General features: G+C 74.3%; 16 protein-coding genes. 13 read left to right on the top strand and 3 right to left on the bottom strand.

The genetic code is table 11. The features are described from left to right. Positions 1 to 139 precede the first annotated feature (139 nt). The 8 genes from ABZ490_RS31660 (at position 140) to ABZ490_RS31695 (ending at position 7,206) form a co-directional block, all read left to right on the top strand. The gene (locus ABZ490_RS31660; RefSeq protein ID WP_358997545.1) at positions 140 to 1,807 is read left to right on the top strand and encodes a glycoside hydrolase family 20 protein; all 1,668 of its coding nucleotides are present in this window, start codon (positions 140 to 142) and stop codon (positions 1,805 to 1,807) included. A 128-nt stretch (positions 1,808 to 1,935) separates the two neighbouring features. After that, positions 1,936 to 2,487 (top strand): hypothetical protein, encoded by a 552-nt coding sequence (locus ABZ490_RS31665; protein WP_358997548.1) that lies wholly within the window; start codon positions 1,936 to 1,938, stop codon positions 2,485 to 2,487. A 166-nt stretch (positions 2,488 to 2,653) separates the two neighbouring features. Then, positions 2,654 to 3,046 (top strand): hypothetical protein, encoded by a 393-nt coding sequence (locus tag ABZ490_RS31670; protein ID WP_358997551.1) that lies wholly within the window; start codon positions 2,654 to 2,656, stop codon positions 3,044 to 3,046. 166 nt (positions 3,047 to 3,212) lie between these two features. After that, complete coding sequence (locus ABZ490_RS31675; protein ID WP_358997768.1) at positions 3,213 to 3,605, top strand: hypothetical protein; 393 nt, start codon at positions 3,213 to 3,215, stop codon at positions 3,603 to 3,605. A 122-nt stretch (positions 3,606 to 3,727) separates the two neighbouring features. Further along, a complete protein-coding gene (locus ABZ490_RS31680) occupies positions 3,728 to 4,363 on the top strand; it encodes an RNA polymerase sigma factor (protein WP_358997554.1) in 636 nt (211 codons plus the stop codon). A 58-nt stretch (positions 4,364 to 4,421) separates the two neighbouring features. Continuing rightward, the gene (locus tag ABZ490_RS31685; RefSeq protein ID WP_358997557.1) at positions 4,422 to 5,144 is read left to right on the top strand and encodes a hypothetical protein; all 723 of its coding nucleotides are present in this window, start codon (positions 4,422 to 4,424) and stop codon (positions 5,142 to 5,144) included. A gap of 335 nt (positions 5,145 to 5,479) precedes the next feature. Beyond that, the gene (locus ABZ490_RS31690) at positions 5,480 to 6,139 is read left to right on the top strand and encodes an RNA polymerase sigma factor (protein ID WP_358997560.1); all 660 of its coding nucleotides are present in this window, start codon (positions 5,480 to 5,482) and stop codon (positions 6,137 to 6,139) included. Beyond that, positions 6,139 to 7,206, top strand: coding sequence for a hypothetical protein (locus tag ABZ490_RS31695; RefSeq protein WP_358997563.1), 1,068 nt, complete (start codon positions 6,139 to 6,141; stop codon positions 7,204 to 7,206). The genes ABZ490_RS31690 and ABZ490_RS31695 overlap by 1 nt, the downstream gene beginning before the upstream one ends. A gap of 215 nt (positions 7,207 to 7,421) precedes the next feature. Here ABZ490_RS31695 and ABZ490_RS31700 read toward each other — a convergent pair whose 3' ends face one another. Next, the gene (locus tag ABZ490_RS31700; protein WP_358997771.1) at positions 7,422 to 8,264 is read right to left on the bottom strand and encodes a L,D-transpeptidase family protein; all 843 of its coding nucleotides are present in this window, start codon (positions 8,262 to 8,264) and stop codon (positions 7,422 to 7,424) included. Positions 8,265 to 8,326: 62 nt separating this feature from the next. On the opposite strand from ABZ490_RS31700, the gene ABZ490_RS31705 reads away from it, so the two are divergent. After that, complete coding sequence (locus ABZ490_RS31705; RefSeq protein ID WP_358997565.1) at positions 8,327 to 9,907, top strand: methylmalonyl-CoA mutase family protein; 1,581 nt, start codon at positions 8,327 to 8,329, stop codon at positions 9,905 to 9,907. Between the two features lie 30 nt (positions 9,908 to 9,937). Next, positions 9,938 to 10,588: a leucine efflux protein LeuE gene (leuE, locus tag ABZ490_RS31710; RefSeq protein WP_358997569.1), complete on the top strand. Its 651-nt coding sequence runs from the start codon at positions 9,938 to 9,940 to the stop codon at positions 10,586 to 10,588. A gap of 1 nt (position 10,589) precedes the next feature. On the opposite strand, the gene ABZ490_RS31715 is transcribed toward leuE, so the two are convergent. Then, on the bottom strand, positions 10,590 to 11,519 hold the full coding sequence (locus ABZ490_RS31715; RefSeq protein ID WP_358997571.1) for a WYL domain-containing protein: 930 nt from the start codon (positions 11,517 to 11,519) through the stop codon (positions 10,590 to 10,592). A gap of 64 nt (positions 11,520 to 11,583) precedes the next feature. On the opposite strand from ABZ490_RS31715, the gene ABZ490_RS31720 reads away from it, so the two are divergent. Both ABZ490_RS31720 and ABZ490_RS31725 read left to right on the top strand, forming a co-directional pair. Continuing rightward, positions 11,584 to 12,060, top strand: coding sequence for a hypothetical protein (locus ABZ490_RS31720; protein ID WP_358997574.1), 477 nt, complete (start codon positions 11,584 to 11,586; stop codon positions 12,058 to 12,060). Then, entirely contained in the window at positions 12,057 to 12,641 is a 585-nt protein-coding gene (locus ABZ490_RS31725; protein WP_358997577.1) for an NIPSNAP family protein, read from the top strand. The genes ABZ490_RS31720 and ABZ490_RS31725 overlap by 4 nt, the downstream gene beginning before the upstream one ends. Here ABZ490_RS31725 and ABZ490_RS31730 read toward each other — a convergent pair. Further along, complete coding sequence (locus ABZ490_RS31730) at positions 12,617 to 13,960, bottom strand: FAD-dependent monooxygenase (protein ID WP_358997580.1); 1,344 nt, start codon at positions 13,958 to 13,960, stop codon at positions 12,617 to 12,619. The genes ABZ490_RS31725 and ABZ490_RS31730 overlap by 25 nt on opposite strands. 70 nt (positions 13,961 to 14,030) lie before the next feature. Between ABZ490_RS31730 and ABZ490_RS31735 the strand changes: the two genes are divergently transcribed. After that, positions 14,031 to 14,687 (top strand): TetR/AcrR family transcriptional regulator C-terminal domain-containing protein, encoded by a 657-nt coding sequence (locus ABZ490_RS31735; RefSeq protein ID WP_358997583.1) that lies wholly within the window; start codon positions 14,031 to 14,033, stop codon positions 14,685 to 14,687. Positions 14,688 to 14,701 lie beyond the last annotated feature (14 nt).

Here is a 14,701-nt window from a genome sequence, read left to right on the forward strand (position 1 = left end):
GTGTCCGTCGCTTGCCCGAATTTCACTCGAACGAGAGAGTTTCGGAACCCTTGGTGGACTCTCTCGGTGACCGTTCGGTGACGCGTTCGGTGACCCGGTCGGCGCGCTCCCGTCACCCGGGAGACGTACGGTGGGCGGGATGAGCAGGCACAGGCATCGGCGTCGCGCGCCGCGGAAGAAGGCCAGGGAGCAGGTCGCCCTGCGGGCCCTGATAGCCGGCGGGCTGGTCGCCGCCCTCGGGGTCGGGGTGGGGCTGTGGGCCTCCGGCGGGGACGACGGCACGCCCACCGCATCGGCGGCGGCGCGGACCTCCGGGGGTACCTCCAGCGGTGAACGGTCCGGCGTCGCCGCCGCGCCGTCCGCGAGCCCCACTCCGACCCGTACGTACCCGCTGTCCACCGCCCCGCGCACGATCCCGGCCGTCCGGGGCTTCACGGCGGCGCGCGGGCCCGGCTGGCGGCCCGCCGCCGGGCACCGGGTGGTCGTGACCGACCCGCGGCTGGCCGACGAGGGCCGGCTGATCGCCGGTGAGCTGGGGATGGCGTACGCCGGGCAGAAGAGCGACAGCCGGTCCGGGGATCTGCGGCTGACGCTCGGCGGGAGCGGCGGCGCGGAGTCGTACTCGATGACCGTGCGCGGTGGGCGCGTCACCGTCAGCGGGCCCTCCGACGCCGGGGTGTTCTACGGGACGCGCACGCTCAAGCAGGAGGTCCGCAAGGGCGGTACGGCTCCGGAGGGCGTCGTGAAGGACGCGCCCGCCAAGCCGCAGCGGATCTTCCAGCTGGACATCGCCCGCAAGTACTTCACGCCGGGCTGGATCGAGGACCGGGTCCGGGAGCTGGGGGACCTGAAGTTCAACCAGTTCGAGCTGCACTTCTCCGACGACCAGGCCTTCCGGATCGAGTCCGACACCCATCCCGAGATCGTCGCGGCGCAGCATCTGACCAAGGCACAGGTGAAGCGGATCGTCGACCTCGCCGCGTCCCGGCACATCACCGTCGTGCCCGAGATCGACTCGCCGGGGCATCTGGGCGCCGTCCTCGCCGCCCACCCCGAACTCCAGCTGCGCAACGTCAACGGGGTCGCGCGGCGCGGGGCGATCGACATCTCCAAGGCGGCTTCCGCGAAGCTGCTCGACGAGCTGCTGAACGAGTACACCGGCCTCTTCCCGGGCGGGCAGTGGCACCTCGGCGGCGACGAGTACCAGGCGCTGACCGTGTCGGACCCGGCCGCCTCCTTCCCGCAGCTCGCCGCCGCCGCGCGGCAGCGCTACGGCTCGGGCGCGACCGTCGCCGACCTCACGACCGGCTGGCTCAACGACCGCGCCGACACGATCCGGGCCCACCGGCGGACCATGTGGGTCTGGAACGACGGCTTCTTCCGCAACACGGCCGTGCAGCCGGCCTCCGACCTGGTGGTCGCGTACTGGACCGGCAAGGAGATCGGGGCGCGGGTGCCGACCGCGTACCTGGGCGCGGGGCGCAAGGTGATCAACTACAACGACGAGTACCTGTACTACGTCCTCGGCGAGCCGCAGACCTTCGTCTATCCGACGGGGCAGCGGATCTACGAGCAGTGGACGCCGCGGGTGCTGCGCGGGACGACCCCGGTGTCCTCGGCGTACGACGCCCAGATCCTCGGCGGGGCCTTCGCCGTCTGGTGCGACCTCGCGAACTCCCAGACCCAGGACCAGGTCGCGGCGGGGATCCGGATGCCGTTGCGGGCCACCTCGCAGAAGCTGTGGGACGCGCGCAGGCCGGCCCTCACCTGGACGCAGTTCAGGACCCTCGCGGGGCGGCTGGGCTGAGGCAGGGCTTTTCGGCCCGCCGATCACCACTTGGCTGAAAATCTACTCTGTGACAGTCTTCCTCCGTCGCACGCAGTAAGGGAAAGTGCGGGCTCCGTGAGGGCGGCGCGCCGGCGAGGGAGACGTGGATGAGCCTGGTGGAACTGATCGCTCAGGCCGACGAACGCGGACTGGCCGCCAGCGGGCTGGCTTGTCTGGACCGGTGCGTACCGCTGCTCGGCGGGGACGACGGGATCCTGCGGCCGCTGTGGGCGAGCCTCGCCGAGACCGGTGCGGACGACGACTGGGACAGCGGGCTCGAACAGGTACGCGCCAAGCTGGAGTCCGGCGAGAACGGCGGCGAGGCGGCGCTGCTCGCCCGCCGGATGCTCGACGCGGCCCCCGCGGGCCGGGCCCCCGCCGGGGTACGGGTGTGGGCCGACGCCTGCTCCGTCGCCTCGCTCCAGATACACCGCCTCCTCGACCCGGCCGAGGACGCCGACTCGGTCGACTCCCGCCGCGCGGGCCGTACGGAGGGCATGCCGCCCCTGGTCGCCGCCGAGCTGCGCCGCCAGATCACCGTCCTCGAACTCCTCGCGACCCACGGCCCGGCCGGCCTGCGCCGCGCCCTGGACGTCTCCACGGAGGGCCGCCGCATCCTCCGGGCGGTGGTCTCCCGCCGGGCCCGCGGCCGCACCTGACCCCACCCGCCGGGGCGCTGCGCGCCCGTCCCGAAGGGGCACGGGGGAGTGCACAGGGAGTGCGCGGGGGACGCGGAACCATCACTCCTGTGCGGGTTCCGGGCCGGTTCCGGGGAGGCGCCCGGAATCGCGTGACGGATCATGCCCGCGCCACGCTCTCCCGTACATGACCAGGACGACTCACCCGTTCCCCGCCCGGCCCCAGGCCGCCGCGAAGCCGGTGCGCTGGGCGGCCGACACGCTGTCCGCGCTGCGCGAGGGCGCCCGCCTGTACCTCGACCACTCCGCGCAGAGCCTCTGGCGCGTCGACCGGTTCATCGAGGACCTGCGCGCCGAGGACACCCCGTACCCGGCCGTCGAGCACGTGCTGCGCGGCCTCGGCGCGTACGCCGGTGAGGTGCTCGTCCGCCACACCGGCGCCGAGTGGTGGACGGCCGGCGGCGACCACTGGATCCGCACCCCCGACGGCCGCCTCTGGGACCCCGTCGACGAGGCGCGCCGCTGCTTCGGCGGCCACGGATCGCTCCGGCTGCTCTGCCGGGACGCCATGCGGACGTGACGGACGCGACGGACGTGACGGACGACACGTCCGTGAGCTGTGATGCTCCGGCGCCTCCGTCCGCTGGGACAGCGGGGAGCCGAGCCGGTTCCCCGCGGGCCGAGCGAAGGGGCGGGGACCCATGGGCAGCAGGACGGACGAGCAACGCGGGACCGCTGCGGCGGACATGCGGGCGTGCGCCGGCGCGTTCGTCGAGCGCGCCGGCACACGGCACCGGCTGCCCCTGGACTACTCCCCGGCCAGCCTGCGCCTGGTCGACTTCCTGGCCGACGGCCTGCGCAAGGGCGGCGCCGACCGGGCGCGCGCCCACGGCACGCTCGTGGGACTGGGCGCCTACGTCGGTGAGGTGCTGGTCCGCCGCGCGGGCGCGGTCTGGGTGGACCTGGACGAGCCGCAGCGCGGCTGGTTCGGGCAGCCGGTCGGGGTGCGGATGCCCGACGGCCGGGTCTGGAACCCGCTCGGCAAGGTCGTCAACCGCTTCGAGACGGGTGCCCCCGAGGAGTCCCTGCGGACCTTCTACCTCACCCTGCACGGCCGCGCGCGCCGGGTGGCGGCCTGAACGCGGTGCAGGGCCCGCCCCTGACCGGGGCGAACGGCCCACCCTGTGACACTTCTGTGCGACCCGGCGCTGAAGACCGTGGGGGTGCACCCCCAGCGAATTCCGTACGAACGAGGACAGTCTTGGGCCAGGGAGGGGAACCCCGGCGCGCACAGGCGTACGACGGGGAGCTGGGCGCGGCCGTGGCACGGGCCCAGGACGGCGACGAGACCGCGTTCGCCGTCGCGTACCGGATCGTCCAGCCGGGCCTGCTCGGCTATCTGCGGGGGATCGTCGGGGACGACGCCGAGGACGTGGCCTCCGACGCCTGGCTGGAGATCGCCCGCGATCTCGGGCGGTTCAAGGGCGACGGCGCCGGGTTCCGCGGCTGGACGGCGACCATCGCCCGGCACCGGGCCCTGGACCATCTGCGCCGGCTGCGGGTGCGGCCGAGGGCGGCGGTACTGGAGCACGAGGTGGTCATGGACCTGCCCGGTCCGCACTCCACGCACGACCAGGCGCTGGAGTCGCTCTCCACCGCGCGGGCGCTGGAACTGGTCCGGGGGCTGCCGCGGGACCAGGCGGAGGCCGTGCTGCTGCGGGTCGTCGTGGGGCTGGACGGCCCCACCGCGGCACGGGTCCTCGGCAAGCGCCCCGGCGCGGTCCGCACGGCCGCCCACCGCGGCCTGAAACGCCTGGCCCGCCAGCTCGGCGTCGCGGACGCGAACGGCGAAGGTGTGACGGATGACGGACCCCGCACGCTGGGGGAGTCGACATGAACGGACAAGGCCGAAAGGCACGCGGAGACGCACGCACGGGACAGAGGCGGAAACGGACATGGGTGAACGGCTGAACGGCGGGGAGCCGGTCCGTCGGCGTCCGCACCCGGCCGGGCCGGGCCCGGCGGCGGACGCGGTCGACCAGGAACTGGAGGCGCTGCTCGCCGAGGTCCTGCGCGTCGCGGGCGGCCCCGTCGCCCCGCCCGCGGGCAGCGAGGGCGAGCTGCGGGCCGTGGCCGCCTTCCGGGCCGCCCGGGACGCGGGCGCGCACACGGCCCGTACCCGCCGCCGGGACGACTGGCGGCCCCGCACCCGCCGGTCCCCCGCCCGCTCGCTGCGGGCCACGCTCTCCGTCGCGCTCGCGAGCCTCGCCCTGGGCGGGGTCGCGTTCGCCGCGATCGGGTCCGCCGGGGACGACTCTGCCGGGGCGAAGCGCCCGGAGCGGTCCGCGAGCGCCACCGAGAGCCGCCCGCCCGCGCCCTCGCTCACCCCGTCCCCGGCCGCCCCGGCCGACCGGGACCGCCCGGTGACCGCGAAGGACACCGCGGCCCACTGCCGCGCCTACGAGCAGGTCGAGGACCGGGGCAGGGCGCTGGACTCCACGGCCTGGCAGCGGCTGGTGACGGCGGCGGGCGGCGAGGAGAACGTCGAGGCGTACTGCGCGGCGCAGACGGCGGCCGCGAAGAACGGCAGCGGGAACGGCGCCGGGAACAACGGCACCACCGGCAAGGGCCAGGAGAAGGCCGCGAAGACCCCCAAGGGCAACGCCAAGAAGCAGTAGCCCGCCCCTCGGTGAGAGGGCCGAGGCAACGACCGGGGTCGCCACCCCCCACAGGAGAGACCCCGGCCGTCGCGCGGCACGGACCGCGCGGCGGCCCGTACTCCCTACAGCGCCGGGAGTGCGTTTTCTGTCACACCCCGGAGCCCGACCGGGACCGTCCCCCACGGGATCACGAGTTCGTTGCATGTTGTACGGACATGGACGGGCGACGCTTTCAGGTCGTAACGTGCCTTTCGCGCCGGACGGCCAAGCGGCAGACCACCGCAACGACCTGCGGTCCACCGCAACGACCAGCGGTCTCGACCGCGACCATCGACCGACCGAGGAACCACGACGTGGGGGACGACGCGGAGCTGACAGCCGCGGTGCTTGCGGCACAGAACGGGGACGAGACCGCTTTCCGGGCGGTGTACCGCGCGGTGCACCCGCGGCTCCTCGGATACGTGCGCACACTCGTCGGCGACCTCGACGCCGAGGACGTGGCCTCCGAGGCCTGGCTGCAGATCGCCCGTGACCTGGAGCGCTTCGGCGGTGACGCGGACCGCTTCCGCGGCTGGGCCGCCCGGATCGCCCGCAACCGCGCGCTCGACCACATCCGGATGCGCGGCCGGCGCCCCGCGATCGGCGGCGACGAGACCGAGCTGACCGGCCGGGCCGCCGAGTGCGACACCGCGGGCGAGGCCATCGAGGCGCTCGCCACCGGCCGCACCCTCGATCTCATCGCCCGGCTCCCGCAGGACCAGGCCGAGGCGGTCGTGCTGCGGGTCGTGATGGGCCTGGACGCCAAGACCGCCGCCGAGACCCTCGGCAAACGCCCCGGCGCCGTCCGCACCGCCGCGCACCGCGGCCTGAAGAAGCTCGCCGAGATGCTCGGCGACGACCCGGAGACCGCCGGGGTGCTCGACGCCCTGCCTCCGCAGCGAGGGCCGCGTTCGCGCGCGGTAACGTCCGCGAGTGTGACGCAAGCGAGCGCGCGGACGCAGAAGGACATGTGATGGCCGACAAGCAGGACAGGTGGCTCGACCGCGAGACGGCGGAGCGTCTGCTGCGCGGTGAGTCACCCGAGAACGCTGTCGCCCCGGAAGCCCATGACCAGGCCGAACGCCTCGCCAGAACGCTGGCCGCGCTCTCCGCGCTGGGCGCCGAACCGCTGCGGGCCGACGAGGAGCTCCCCGGTGAGGCGGCCGCCCTGAAGGCCTTCAGTGAGGCCCGTGCGGCCCGTGAGTCCCCCGCCGGGTCCCACGCGTCACCGCAGTCGCGTACGTCACACCCGTCGGCCTACCCGGGCGACGCCGGACTGGTCCGCATCGGCGGCCGCACCGGCGCCGATCGCAACGGCGAACGGGCACACCGCCGTTGGAGCCGCCCGCTCCGGCTCGGGCTGGCCGCCGCGGTGGCCGTCGGCATGCTCGGCGGGGTCGCGGTGGCCGCCGGCACCGGGGTGCTGCCGAGCCCCTTCGACGGGGCCGGTCCCGAACCCGGAGCCTCCGTCTCCAGCGCCGCGAGCCCCGACCGCGCGTCGGCCTCGCCCTCCCCGGACACCTCCGGCGGCGTCCCGGACGCGGTGGCGCCGGACGGCGGCACCGACCGCGACAGCACCGGGAGCGCGAAGGGCACCGACGGCTCCTCCGCCGCACCGGGCGCCCGGAGCGGCTGGCCGAAGGGCGTGACCTCGGCCTGCCGCGAGATCGAGGCCGGCCGGACGCTGGGCACCCAGCGCCGCCGCACCCTGGAGGGCCTGGCCGGCGGCCGGTCCCGGGTGACGACGTACTGCGCGCACGTCCTGGAGAACGGCTCCGGCCGGACCACGGGCGACGGCCAGGACGACTCGGACCAGCGGAACTCCTGGGGCGACGACGACAGCGGTACCGGCCGCGGCGGTCACGACGAAGCGTCGGCCGGGCTGTCCGTCGGTCCGGGCACCGGGTACGGCCAGGACGACGACCACTCCGGCGGCACCGGCTCGGACGACGACGGCGGCGCCCAGAACGGCGGCTACGGCGGCTACGGCGGCGGGGACAACGGCGGGAACGGCGGCTCCGGCCGCACCGGCCACCATTGACCTCTCGGCGCCCGCACGCCCCCTCTGACCTGCGACGTCATCATCCCCAGAATTTTTTTCGCGCCGGGTGTGACGTTTTCGGGAGCCGCGACGCAGTAACAAGTGAGCCGACTGGTCATCGGCCTTCGCACAGAGCCGGGGTTCCCCCCGTACCTACGGCTCGTGCACCTGGCGCGGGCGGGACACGTTCCCCCGGTCCCGCCCGCGCCCCGAACTCACCAGGACACCACGACCTTGTCGCCGCTGCGCACCTGTGCGAAGAGCGCCGAGACCGCCGCCTCGTCGCGTACGTTCACACAGCCGTGCGAGGCGCCCGCGTAGCCGCGGGCCGCGAAGTCGGCCGAGTAGTGCACCGCCTGGCCGCCGCTGAAGAACATCGCGTACGGCATCGGCGTGTGGTAGAGCGTCGAGACGTGGTCGCGGGACTTCCAGTAGACCTGGAACACCCCCTCGCGGGTGGGCGTGTACTGCGAGCCGAACCGCACGGACATCGTCGACACGGTCCGTCCGTCGATCATCCAGCGCAGGGTCCGGCTCGTCTTGTCGATGCACAGCACCCGCCCGGTCAGACACCGGGAGTCGGGCGCCGAGGCGGGCTGACCGCCCATCAGATACAGCTCCCACTGCCCCGGTTCACGCGACATCCCGACCAGCCGGTCCCAGGTGACGGTGTCCGTCGTCCCGGTCCGCGGCAGTCCGCGCTTGCCCTGGAAGCCCTTCACCGCCTCCTCGGTGGTCGCGTCGTACCGTCCCGTGGGCCCCTCGAAGAGCCAGGCCAGCTGCCGCAGCCGGGCCTGGAGCTCCCGCACGTCCCGCCCCGAGTCGCCGCGCCTCCACCGCACCGCCGGGGCGGGCGACGGCGTACCGGGGGTCCGGGCCGCGCTCGGCTTGTCGTCCGGGGCCGTGCCGCTCGGGTCCGGGGCGGGGGCCGTCCCGGTGACTCCGGCACGGACCGGCGGGCGCGCCCTGCCGTCCTGGGCGTCCGGGGTCCGCACGGTACAGCCGCACAGGGCCGCCAGGGCCGCCGTGCCGGCCAGGGCGATGATCGATCTCCGCATCCGCATGCCTGAGATGTTCCCCCCGGATGACGCCGGGCGAACGGAGCGGCATGGTGGTGGGCATGGTGCGTGAGTCGGAGTCGGGACTGCCCGTCGAGCCGGTGTACGGGCCCGCGGCCCTGGACGGCTGGGACCCGGCCGGGCAACTGGGCGAACCGGGGAGCTACCCCTTCACCCGGGGCGTCCACCCGTCCATGTACACCGGCCGCCCCTGGACCATGCGCCAGTACGCGGGCTTCGGCACGGCGGCCGAGTCCAACGCCCGCTACCGGCAGCTCATCGCGCACGGCACGACCGGACTGTCCGTCGCCTTCGACCTGCCCACCCAGATGGGCCACGACTCCGACGCCCCGCTCGCCCGCGGCGAGGTCGGCAAGGTGGGCGTGGCCATCGACTCCCTCGACGACATGCGGGTGCTGTTCGGCGGGATCCCGCTGGACCAGGTGTCCACATCGATGACGATCAACGCCCCGGCGGCGCCGCTCCTGCTGCTGTACCAGCTGGTGGCGGAGGAGCAGGGCATCACGGGGGACCAGCTGAGGGGGACGGTCCAGAACGACGTGCTGAAGGAGTACATCGCGCGCGGGACGTACATCTTCCCGCCCCGGCCCTCCCTGCGGCTGACCGCCGACATCTTCCGGTACTGCCGGGACGGGCTCCCGAGGTGGAACACGATCTCGGTCTCCGGCTACCACATGGCGGAGGCCGGCGCGTCCCCGGCGCAGGAGATCGCTTTCACCCTGGCGGACGGTATCGCGTACGTCCGAACGGCGGTGGCGGCGGGCATGGACGTCGACGATTTCGCCCCCCGGCTGTCCTTCTTCTTCGTGGCCCGTACGACCCTCCTGGAGGAGGTCGCCAAGTTCCGTGCCGCCCGCCGGATCTGGGCGCGGGTGATGCGGGAGGAGTTCGGGGCGCGTGACCCCAAGTCGCTGATGCTGCGCTTCCACACCCAGACCGCGGGGGTCCAGCTGACGGCCCAGCAGCCCGAGGTGAACCTGGTGCGGGTCGCCGTCCAGGCCCTGGCCGCCGTCCTGGGCGGCACCCAGTCCCTGCACACCAACTCCTTCGACGAGGCGCTCGCGCTGCCCTCGGACAGGAGCGCGCGGCTGGCGCTGCGGACCCAGCAGGTGCTGGCCCACGAGACGGACGTGACCGCGACGGTCGACCCCTTCGCGGGCTCGTACGCCGTCGAGAGCATGACGGACGACGTGGAGGCGGCCGCGGTCGGGCTGATGCGCCGGGTCGAGGAGCTCGGCGGCGCGGTCGCGGCGATCGAGCACGGCTTCCAGAAGGGCGAGATCGAGCGCAACGCCTACCGGATCGCGCGGGAGACCGACGCCGGCGAGCGGGTGGTCGTGGGCGTCAACCGCTTCCGGCTCGACGAGGAGGAGCCGTACGAGGCGCTCCGGGTGGACCCGGCCATCGAGGCCCGGCAGGCGGAGCGGCTCGCGCGTCTGCGGGCCGGGCGCGCGGGCCCGGCGGTCGAGAACGCCCTGGCCGCGCTGAAGAAGGCGGCCGGCGGCGAGGACAACGTCCTGTACCCGATGAAGGAGGCGCTGCGGGCCCGGGCCACGGTGGGGGAGGTGTGCGGCGCGCTGCGGGAGGTGTGGGGGACGTACGTCCCGGCCGACGCGTTCTGACCGGGAAACCCCTATGCGACACTCGTCCTCATGTTCGGAGTCGTCGACCTTCCCACCTATCTCGCGGGCCTCGTCCTGATCGTCCTGCTTCCGGGACCCAACTCCCTGTACGTCCTCTCCGTCGCCGCCCGGCGCGGGGTGCGCGCGGGCTACACCGCCGCGGCCGGGGTGTGGTGCGGGGACACCGTGCTGATGACGCTGTCGGCGGCCGGGGTCGCCTCGCTGCTCCAGGCCAACGCCGTGCTGTTCGGGATCGTGAAGTACGCCGGTGCCGGATATCTGAGCTGGCTCGCCCTCGGGATGCTGCGGGCGGCGTGGGGGATGTGGCGGACGCGCCGGGAGCGGGGCGTCGCGGAGGCCGCCGAGGCCGTCGGGACCGACGAGCGGCCGTTCCGGCGGGCGCTGGTGGTGAGCCTGTTCAACCCCAAGGCGATCCTGTTCTTCGTGGCCTTCTTCGTTCAGTTCGTGGACCCCGGGTACGCCTACCCGGCGGTGTCGTTCGTCGTCCTCGGGGCCTTCGCGCAGGTGGCGAGCTTCCTGTACCTGAGCGCGCTGATCTTCAGCGGGACGCGGCTGGCGGACGCGTTCCGCCGGCGCAGGCGGCTGGCGGCGGGGGCTACCTCGGCGGCCGGGGCGCTGTTCCTCGGGTTCGCCGTGAAGCTCTCGCTGGCCAGTTCCTGAGTCAGCGCCCGTAGCGGGCGGCCAGGGTCCGTACCGTCCCGGCGATGCGGTCGCGCAGTTCCGCCGGGGCGAGGACCTCGATGTCGGCGCCCAGCCGCAGGAACTCCCCGTGGGCGTGGTCGATCGACTCGATGGGCACCCGGGTCTCCGTCCAGCCGTCGCCCGCGGGTGTCACGCCGAGCCGGCGGGCTCCCTCCGGGGTGAGCCGTACCAGCGCCTCCGAGGTGTGCAGCCGGGCCCGGAATCCCGCCAGGTGGTCCTGCCAGTGCGCGGCCAGGTCGAACCCGTCGGGGACGGCGAACTCCTCGTCCAGGGAGTCGAGTCCGAGGATCTGGTCGACCCGGTAGGTGCGGATCCCGGACGGCCCGCCGGCGACCAGGTACCAGCGGCCGGCCTTGAGCACGAGCCCGTACGGCTGCACCCGCCGCTCGATCTCCTCCGGCGCGCGCCAGCGCCGGTAGCGCAGGAGAACCGCCCGCCGTGCCCACACCGCGGCCGCGACCGCGGCCAGGTGGGGCGTCCGGTCGGTGCCGCCGTACCAGCCGGGGGCGTCCAGCAGGAAGCGTTCCTGGATCCGCCCGGCGTGCTCGCGCAGGTCCGCCGGGAGCGCGGCCCGCAGTTTGAGCTGGGCGGCGGCGAGCGCCTCGCCGAGGCCGAGGTCGGCGGCGGTGCCGGGGAGCGCGGCGAGGAACGCGGCCTGCGCCTCGGCCGCGGTCAGTCCGGTGAGCCGGGTCCGGTAGCCGTCGACCAGCCGGTAGCCGCCCGCGTGCCCTGCGGCGCCGTACAGCGGGATGCCGGCGGCGCCGAGGGCCTCGACGTCCCGGTAGACCGTCCGGACGGAGACCTCCAGCTCCTCGGCCAGCTGACGGGCCGTCATCCGCCCCCGGTTCTGCAGCAGCAGAAGCAGGGCGACCAGCCGGCTTGCGCGCATGGCGGCCAGTATGCACGTCTTCACTGACAGAGGATGTCAGGGGAGTGTCCCTAGCCTGCGGCGCATGAACGGCTTCGACGACTTCACCTTCCTGCACGGCAGCTGGGACGTGGCCAACCGCAGGCTCACCGCACCGCTCGGCCCCGGCCCCGCCGACTGGGCGGAGTTCCCCGGCCACGCCGTGATCCGGCCGCTGTTCGGGGGCGCGGGCAACATCGACGAGATCACCTTCCCCACCCTCGGCCGCCAGGGCGTGACCCTGCGGCTGTTCGACCGTGCGACGGGGCGCTGGTCGATCCACTGGTCCGACAGCCGCACGGGGCGGCTGGATCCGCCCGTGACCGGCGGCTTCACGGGCGACCGCGGTGACTTCCACGGCGAGGACACCCACGACGGCCGCCCGATCCGGGTGCACTTCGTCTGGCGCCGGCTCGGCCCGGACACCGCCCGCTGGGAGCAGGAGTTCTCCGCCGACGGGGGCCGCACCTGGGAGCGGAACTGGACCATGGACTTCACCCGCGCCGGGCGGGCCGACGGATGAGCGCGGTCGGCACGCGCATCGTCGAACTCCGCCGGTACACCCTGCATCCCGGCGCCCGGGAGACGCTGATCGCGCTGTTCGAGCGTGAGTTCGTCACCGGTCAGCAGGAGGCCGGGATCACCGTCGGCGGCCGGTTCCGCGACCTCGGGGACCCGGACCGCTTCGTCTGGCTGCGCGCCTTCCCCGACATGGAGCGCCGCCGGCGCGCGCTGGAGGCGTTCTACGGCGGCCCGGTCTGGGCGAGGCACCGGGACGCGGCCAACGCCACCATGGCCGACAGCGACGACGTCCTGCTGCTGCGCGGTCCGGGCTTCCTCCCGGAGCCGGGCGCCCGCGAGGTGACCGTGACGCTCTGCCGGCCGTCCGACGCGGCGGCCTTCGAGGCGTACGCCGCCCGGCATCTGGGTCCGGGGCACGCCCTGCACCGCACCGAGGAGGCCGAGAACGACTTCCCCCGGCTGCCGGTCCGCACCGGCGAGGACGTCCGGGTCTGGTTCGGCCCGGCCGAGCCGCCTCCCTGGCCGGTCGAGTCGCTGCGGCTGGAGCCCGTGCGGGGTCAGCAGCCGACGCGTGCCCGGTAGTCCGCCATCCCCGTCTCCGTCTCGCCCGCCCAGCCCACATAGCCGTCCGGGCGGACCAGCAGGACGCCCTCATCGAGGGTGACCACCGTCCAGTCCGGGCCCCGCAGCCGGTCGAAGAGGCGTGCGCCGTCGAGCGTGCGGTCCGGCAGCCGGTCGCCCGCCCGTACCCCGCCCGGTGTCCGGCGGGTCTCCTCGGTCAGGGAGGAGGCGCGGTAGTCCAGGCCCAGTTGACGGGTCTTCGCACCCCGGCGGGCCTCGCCCCGGTGGATGGCGGTCGACAGGCCCAGCATGGCCGCGGCGTTGGGGCGGCGCTCCTCCTCGTAGGTGTCCAGGAGGGACTCCGGGGCCCGTCCGCCCAGGACCGCGCCCAGCTTCCAGCCCAGGTTGTAGGCGTCCTGGACGCTGGTGTTCAGGCCCTGGCCGCCGGCGGGGGAGTGGACGTGCGCCGCGTCCCCGGCGAGGAGGACGCGGCCCGCGCGGAAGCGGTCGGCCAGGGCGGCGCGCGGGCGGAAGTTCGAGGACCAGCCCACCTCGGTGACGTCCCCGGGGCCGAGGTGGGTGCGCTCGGCGATCACCGCGCGGACCCCGGCCGGGGACAGCAGGGGCTCCAGGTCGGTGCCGTCCGGGAACTGCGCCACCAGCTGGAAGTCCTCCGTCCCGGCCAGCGGGCACAGCGCCAGGAAGCCCGTGCCCTCCCCGGCCGGCGGGAAGACGTGCCACCACGTGCGCTCCAGGCCCCTGATCCGTACGTCCGCCACCAGCAGCGGGTCCGGGTCGACCGTCTCGCCCGTCATGCCGATGCCCAGCGCCCGGCGCACCGTCGAGCGGCCCCCGTCGGCGGCGACCGCGTACCGGGCGCGCACCGGCCCGCCGGAGGCGAAGTGCGCCGTGACGCCCTCGGCGTCCTGCTCGATCCCGGTCAGCTCGTGCCCGAAGGCGATCCCGCCGCCGAGTTCCGCCAGCCGGGCCCGCAGGATCTCCTGGTTGCGCCACTGCGGGATCATCCACGGCACGGTGAAGCGGGAGCCCTCCTCGCCGTCCTCGGCCGGGTCGAACATCTCGTGCTCGCCGGCCTGCTTCCCGTCCTGCCAGATCATGCCGACCGGGTAGGGGCCGCCGGCGGCGAGGACCGCGTCGAGGACGCCCAGATCCTCGTAGACCTCCAGGGTGCGCGGTTGCAGGCCCTTGCCGCGGGAGCCGGGGGCGAGGGTCGCGCCGCGCTCCACCACCAGCGCGTCCACCCCGCGCCGGGCCAGGTCGATGCCGAGGGCGAGCCCGGTCGGGCCCGCGCCCACGATCAGTACGTCCGTCTGTCGCATCCCCATCTCCTTAACGCTGTTAAGTGCCGTCGACGACGACTGTGCCCTTAACGGCGTTAAGCTGTCAACCGTGACCACCGAACGAGCCCCCAGGGCCCCCCTCGACCGCAAGCGCGTCGCCGACACCGCCCTGGCGCTGCTGAACGAGACCGGTCTGGACGGGCTGACCCTGCGTGCCATCGCCAAGGAGCTCGACGTCAAGGCGCCGGCCCTGTACTGGCACTTCAAGGACAAACAGGCGCTGCTGGACGAGATGGCCACCGAGATGTACCGCCGGATGGCCGCCGGGATCGTGCTCGACCCGGCCGACTCCTGGCAGGAGCGGCTGCGCAAGGTCAACCGCGGGCTGCGCGACGCCCTCCTCGCCTACCGCGACGGCGCGCGGGTGTTCAGCGGCTCACGCTTCACCGGCACCGACCACGCCCAGGGGATGGAGGAGAACCTGCGGCTGTTCACGGCCGCCGGGTTCGGCCTCGGTCAGGCCGTCCGGGCGACCTCGACCGCGTACGCGTACACCATCGGGTTCGTCATCGAGGAGCAGGGCGTGCAGCCGCTGCCCGGCGAGCGGCGGGAGGGGTACGACGTCGAGGAGCGCGCCCGGCTGCTCGCCGAGTTCCCGCTGTCCGCGCGGGCCGGCGCGGAGATCTTCGCCGATTACGGGACGCATTTCGCGGACGGGCTGGAGATCGTCATCGCGGGAATCGCGGCGCGGTACGGGGTTTCCTGAAAAGGGTCCCGTAA

Source organism: Streptomyces sp. NPDC005811 (assembly GCF_040630405.1).
Lineage (GTDB): Bacteria > Actinomycetota > Actinomycetes > Streptomycetales > Streptomycetaceae > Streptomyces.

Excerpts from the sequence above, each read along its gene's own strand:
- ABZ490_RS31705 (WP_358997565.1), top strand. The coding sequence starts at position 8,327 with ATGGTGCGTGAGTCGGAGTCGGGACTGCCCGTCGAGCCGGTGTACGGG.
- ABZ490_RS31675 (WP_358997768.1), top strand. The coding sequence starts at position 3,213 with ATGCGGGCGTGCGCCGGCGCGTTCGTCGAGCGCGCCGGCACACGGCAC.
- leuE (WP_358997569.1), top strand. The coding sequence starts at position 9,938 with ATGTTCGGAGTCGTCGACCTTCCCACCTATCTCGCGGGCCTCGTCCTG.
- ABZ490_RS31685 (WP_358997557.1), top strand. The coding sequence starts at position 4,422 with ATGGGTGAACGGCTGAACGGCGGGGAGCCGGTCCGTCGGCGTCCGCAC.
- ABZ490_RS31715 (WP_358997571.1), bottom strand. The coding sequence starts at position 11,519 with ATGCGCGCAAGCCGGCTGGTCGCCCTGCTTCTGCTGCTGCAGAACCGG.
- ABZ490_RS31665 (WP_358997548.1), top strand. The coding sequence starts at position 1,936 with ATGAGCCTGGTGGAACTGATCGCTCAGGCCGACGAACGCGGACTGGCC.
- ABZ490_RS31700 (WP_358997771.1), bottom strand. The coding sequence starts at position 8,264 with ATGCGGAGATCGATCATCGCCCTGGCCGGCACGGCGGCCCTGGCGGCC.
- ABZ490_RS31695 (WP_358997563.1), top strand. The coding sequence starts at position 6,139 with ATGGCCGACAAGCAGGACAGGTGGCTCGACCGCGAGACGGCGGAGCGT.
- ABZ490_RS31730 (WP_358997580.1), bottom strand. The coding sequence starts at position 13,960 with ATGCGACAGACGGACGTACTGATCGTGGGCGCGGGCCCGACCGGGCTC.
- ABZ490_RS31660 (WP_358997545.1), top strand. The coding sequence starts at position 140 with ATGAGCAGGCACAGGCATCGGCGTCGCGCGCCGCGGAAGAAGGCCAGG.
- ABZ490_RS31720 (WP_358997574.1), top strand. The coding sequence starts at position 11,584 with ATGAACGGCTTCGACGACTTCACCTTCCTGCACGGCAGCTGGGACGTG.
- ABZ490_RS31670 (WP_358997551.1), top strand. The coding sequence starts at position 2,654 with ATGACCAGGACGACTCACCCGTTCCCCGCCCGGCCCCAGGCCGCCGCG.
- ABZ490_RS31725 (WP_358997577.1), top strand. The coding sequence starts at position 12,057 with ATGAGCGCGGTCGGCACGCGCATCGTCGAACTCCGCCGGTACACCCTG.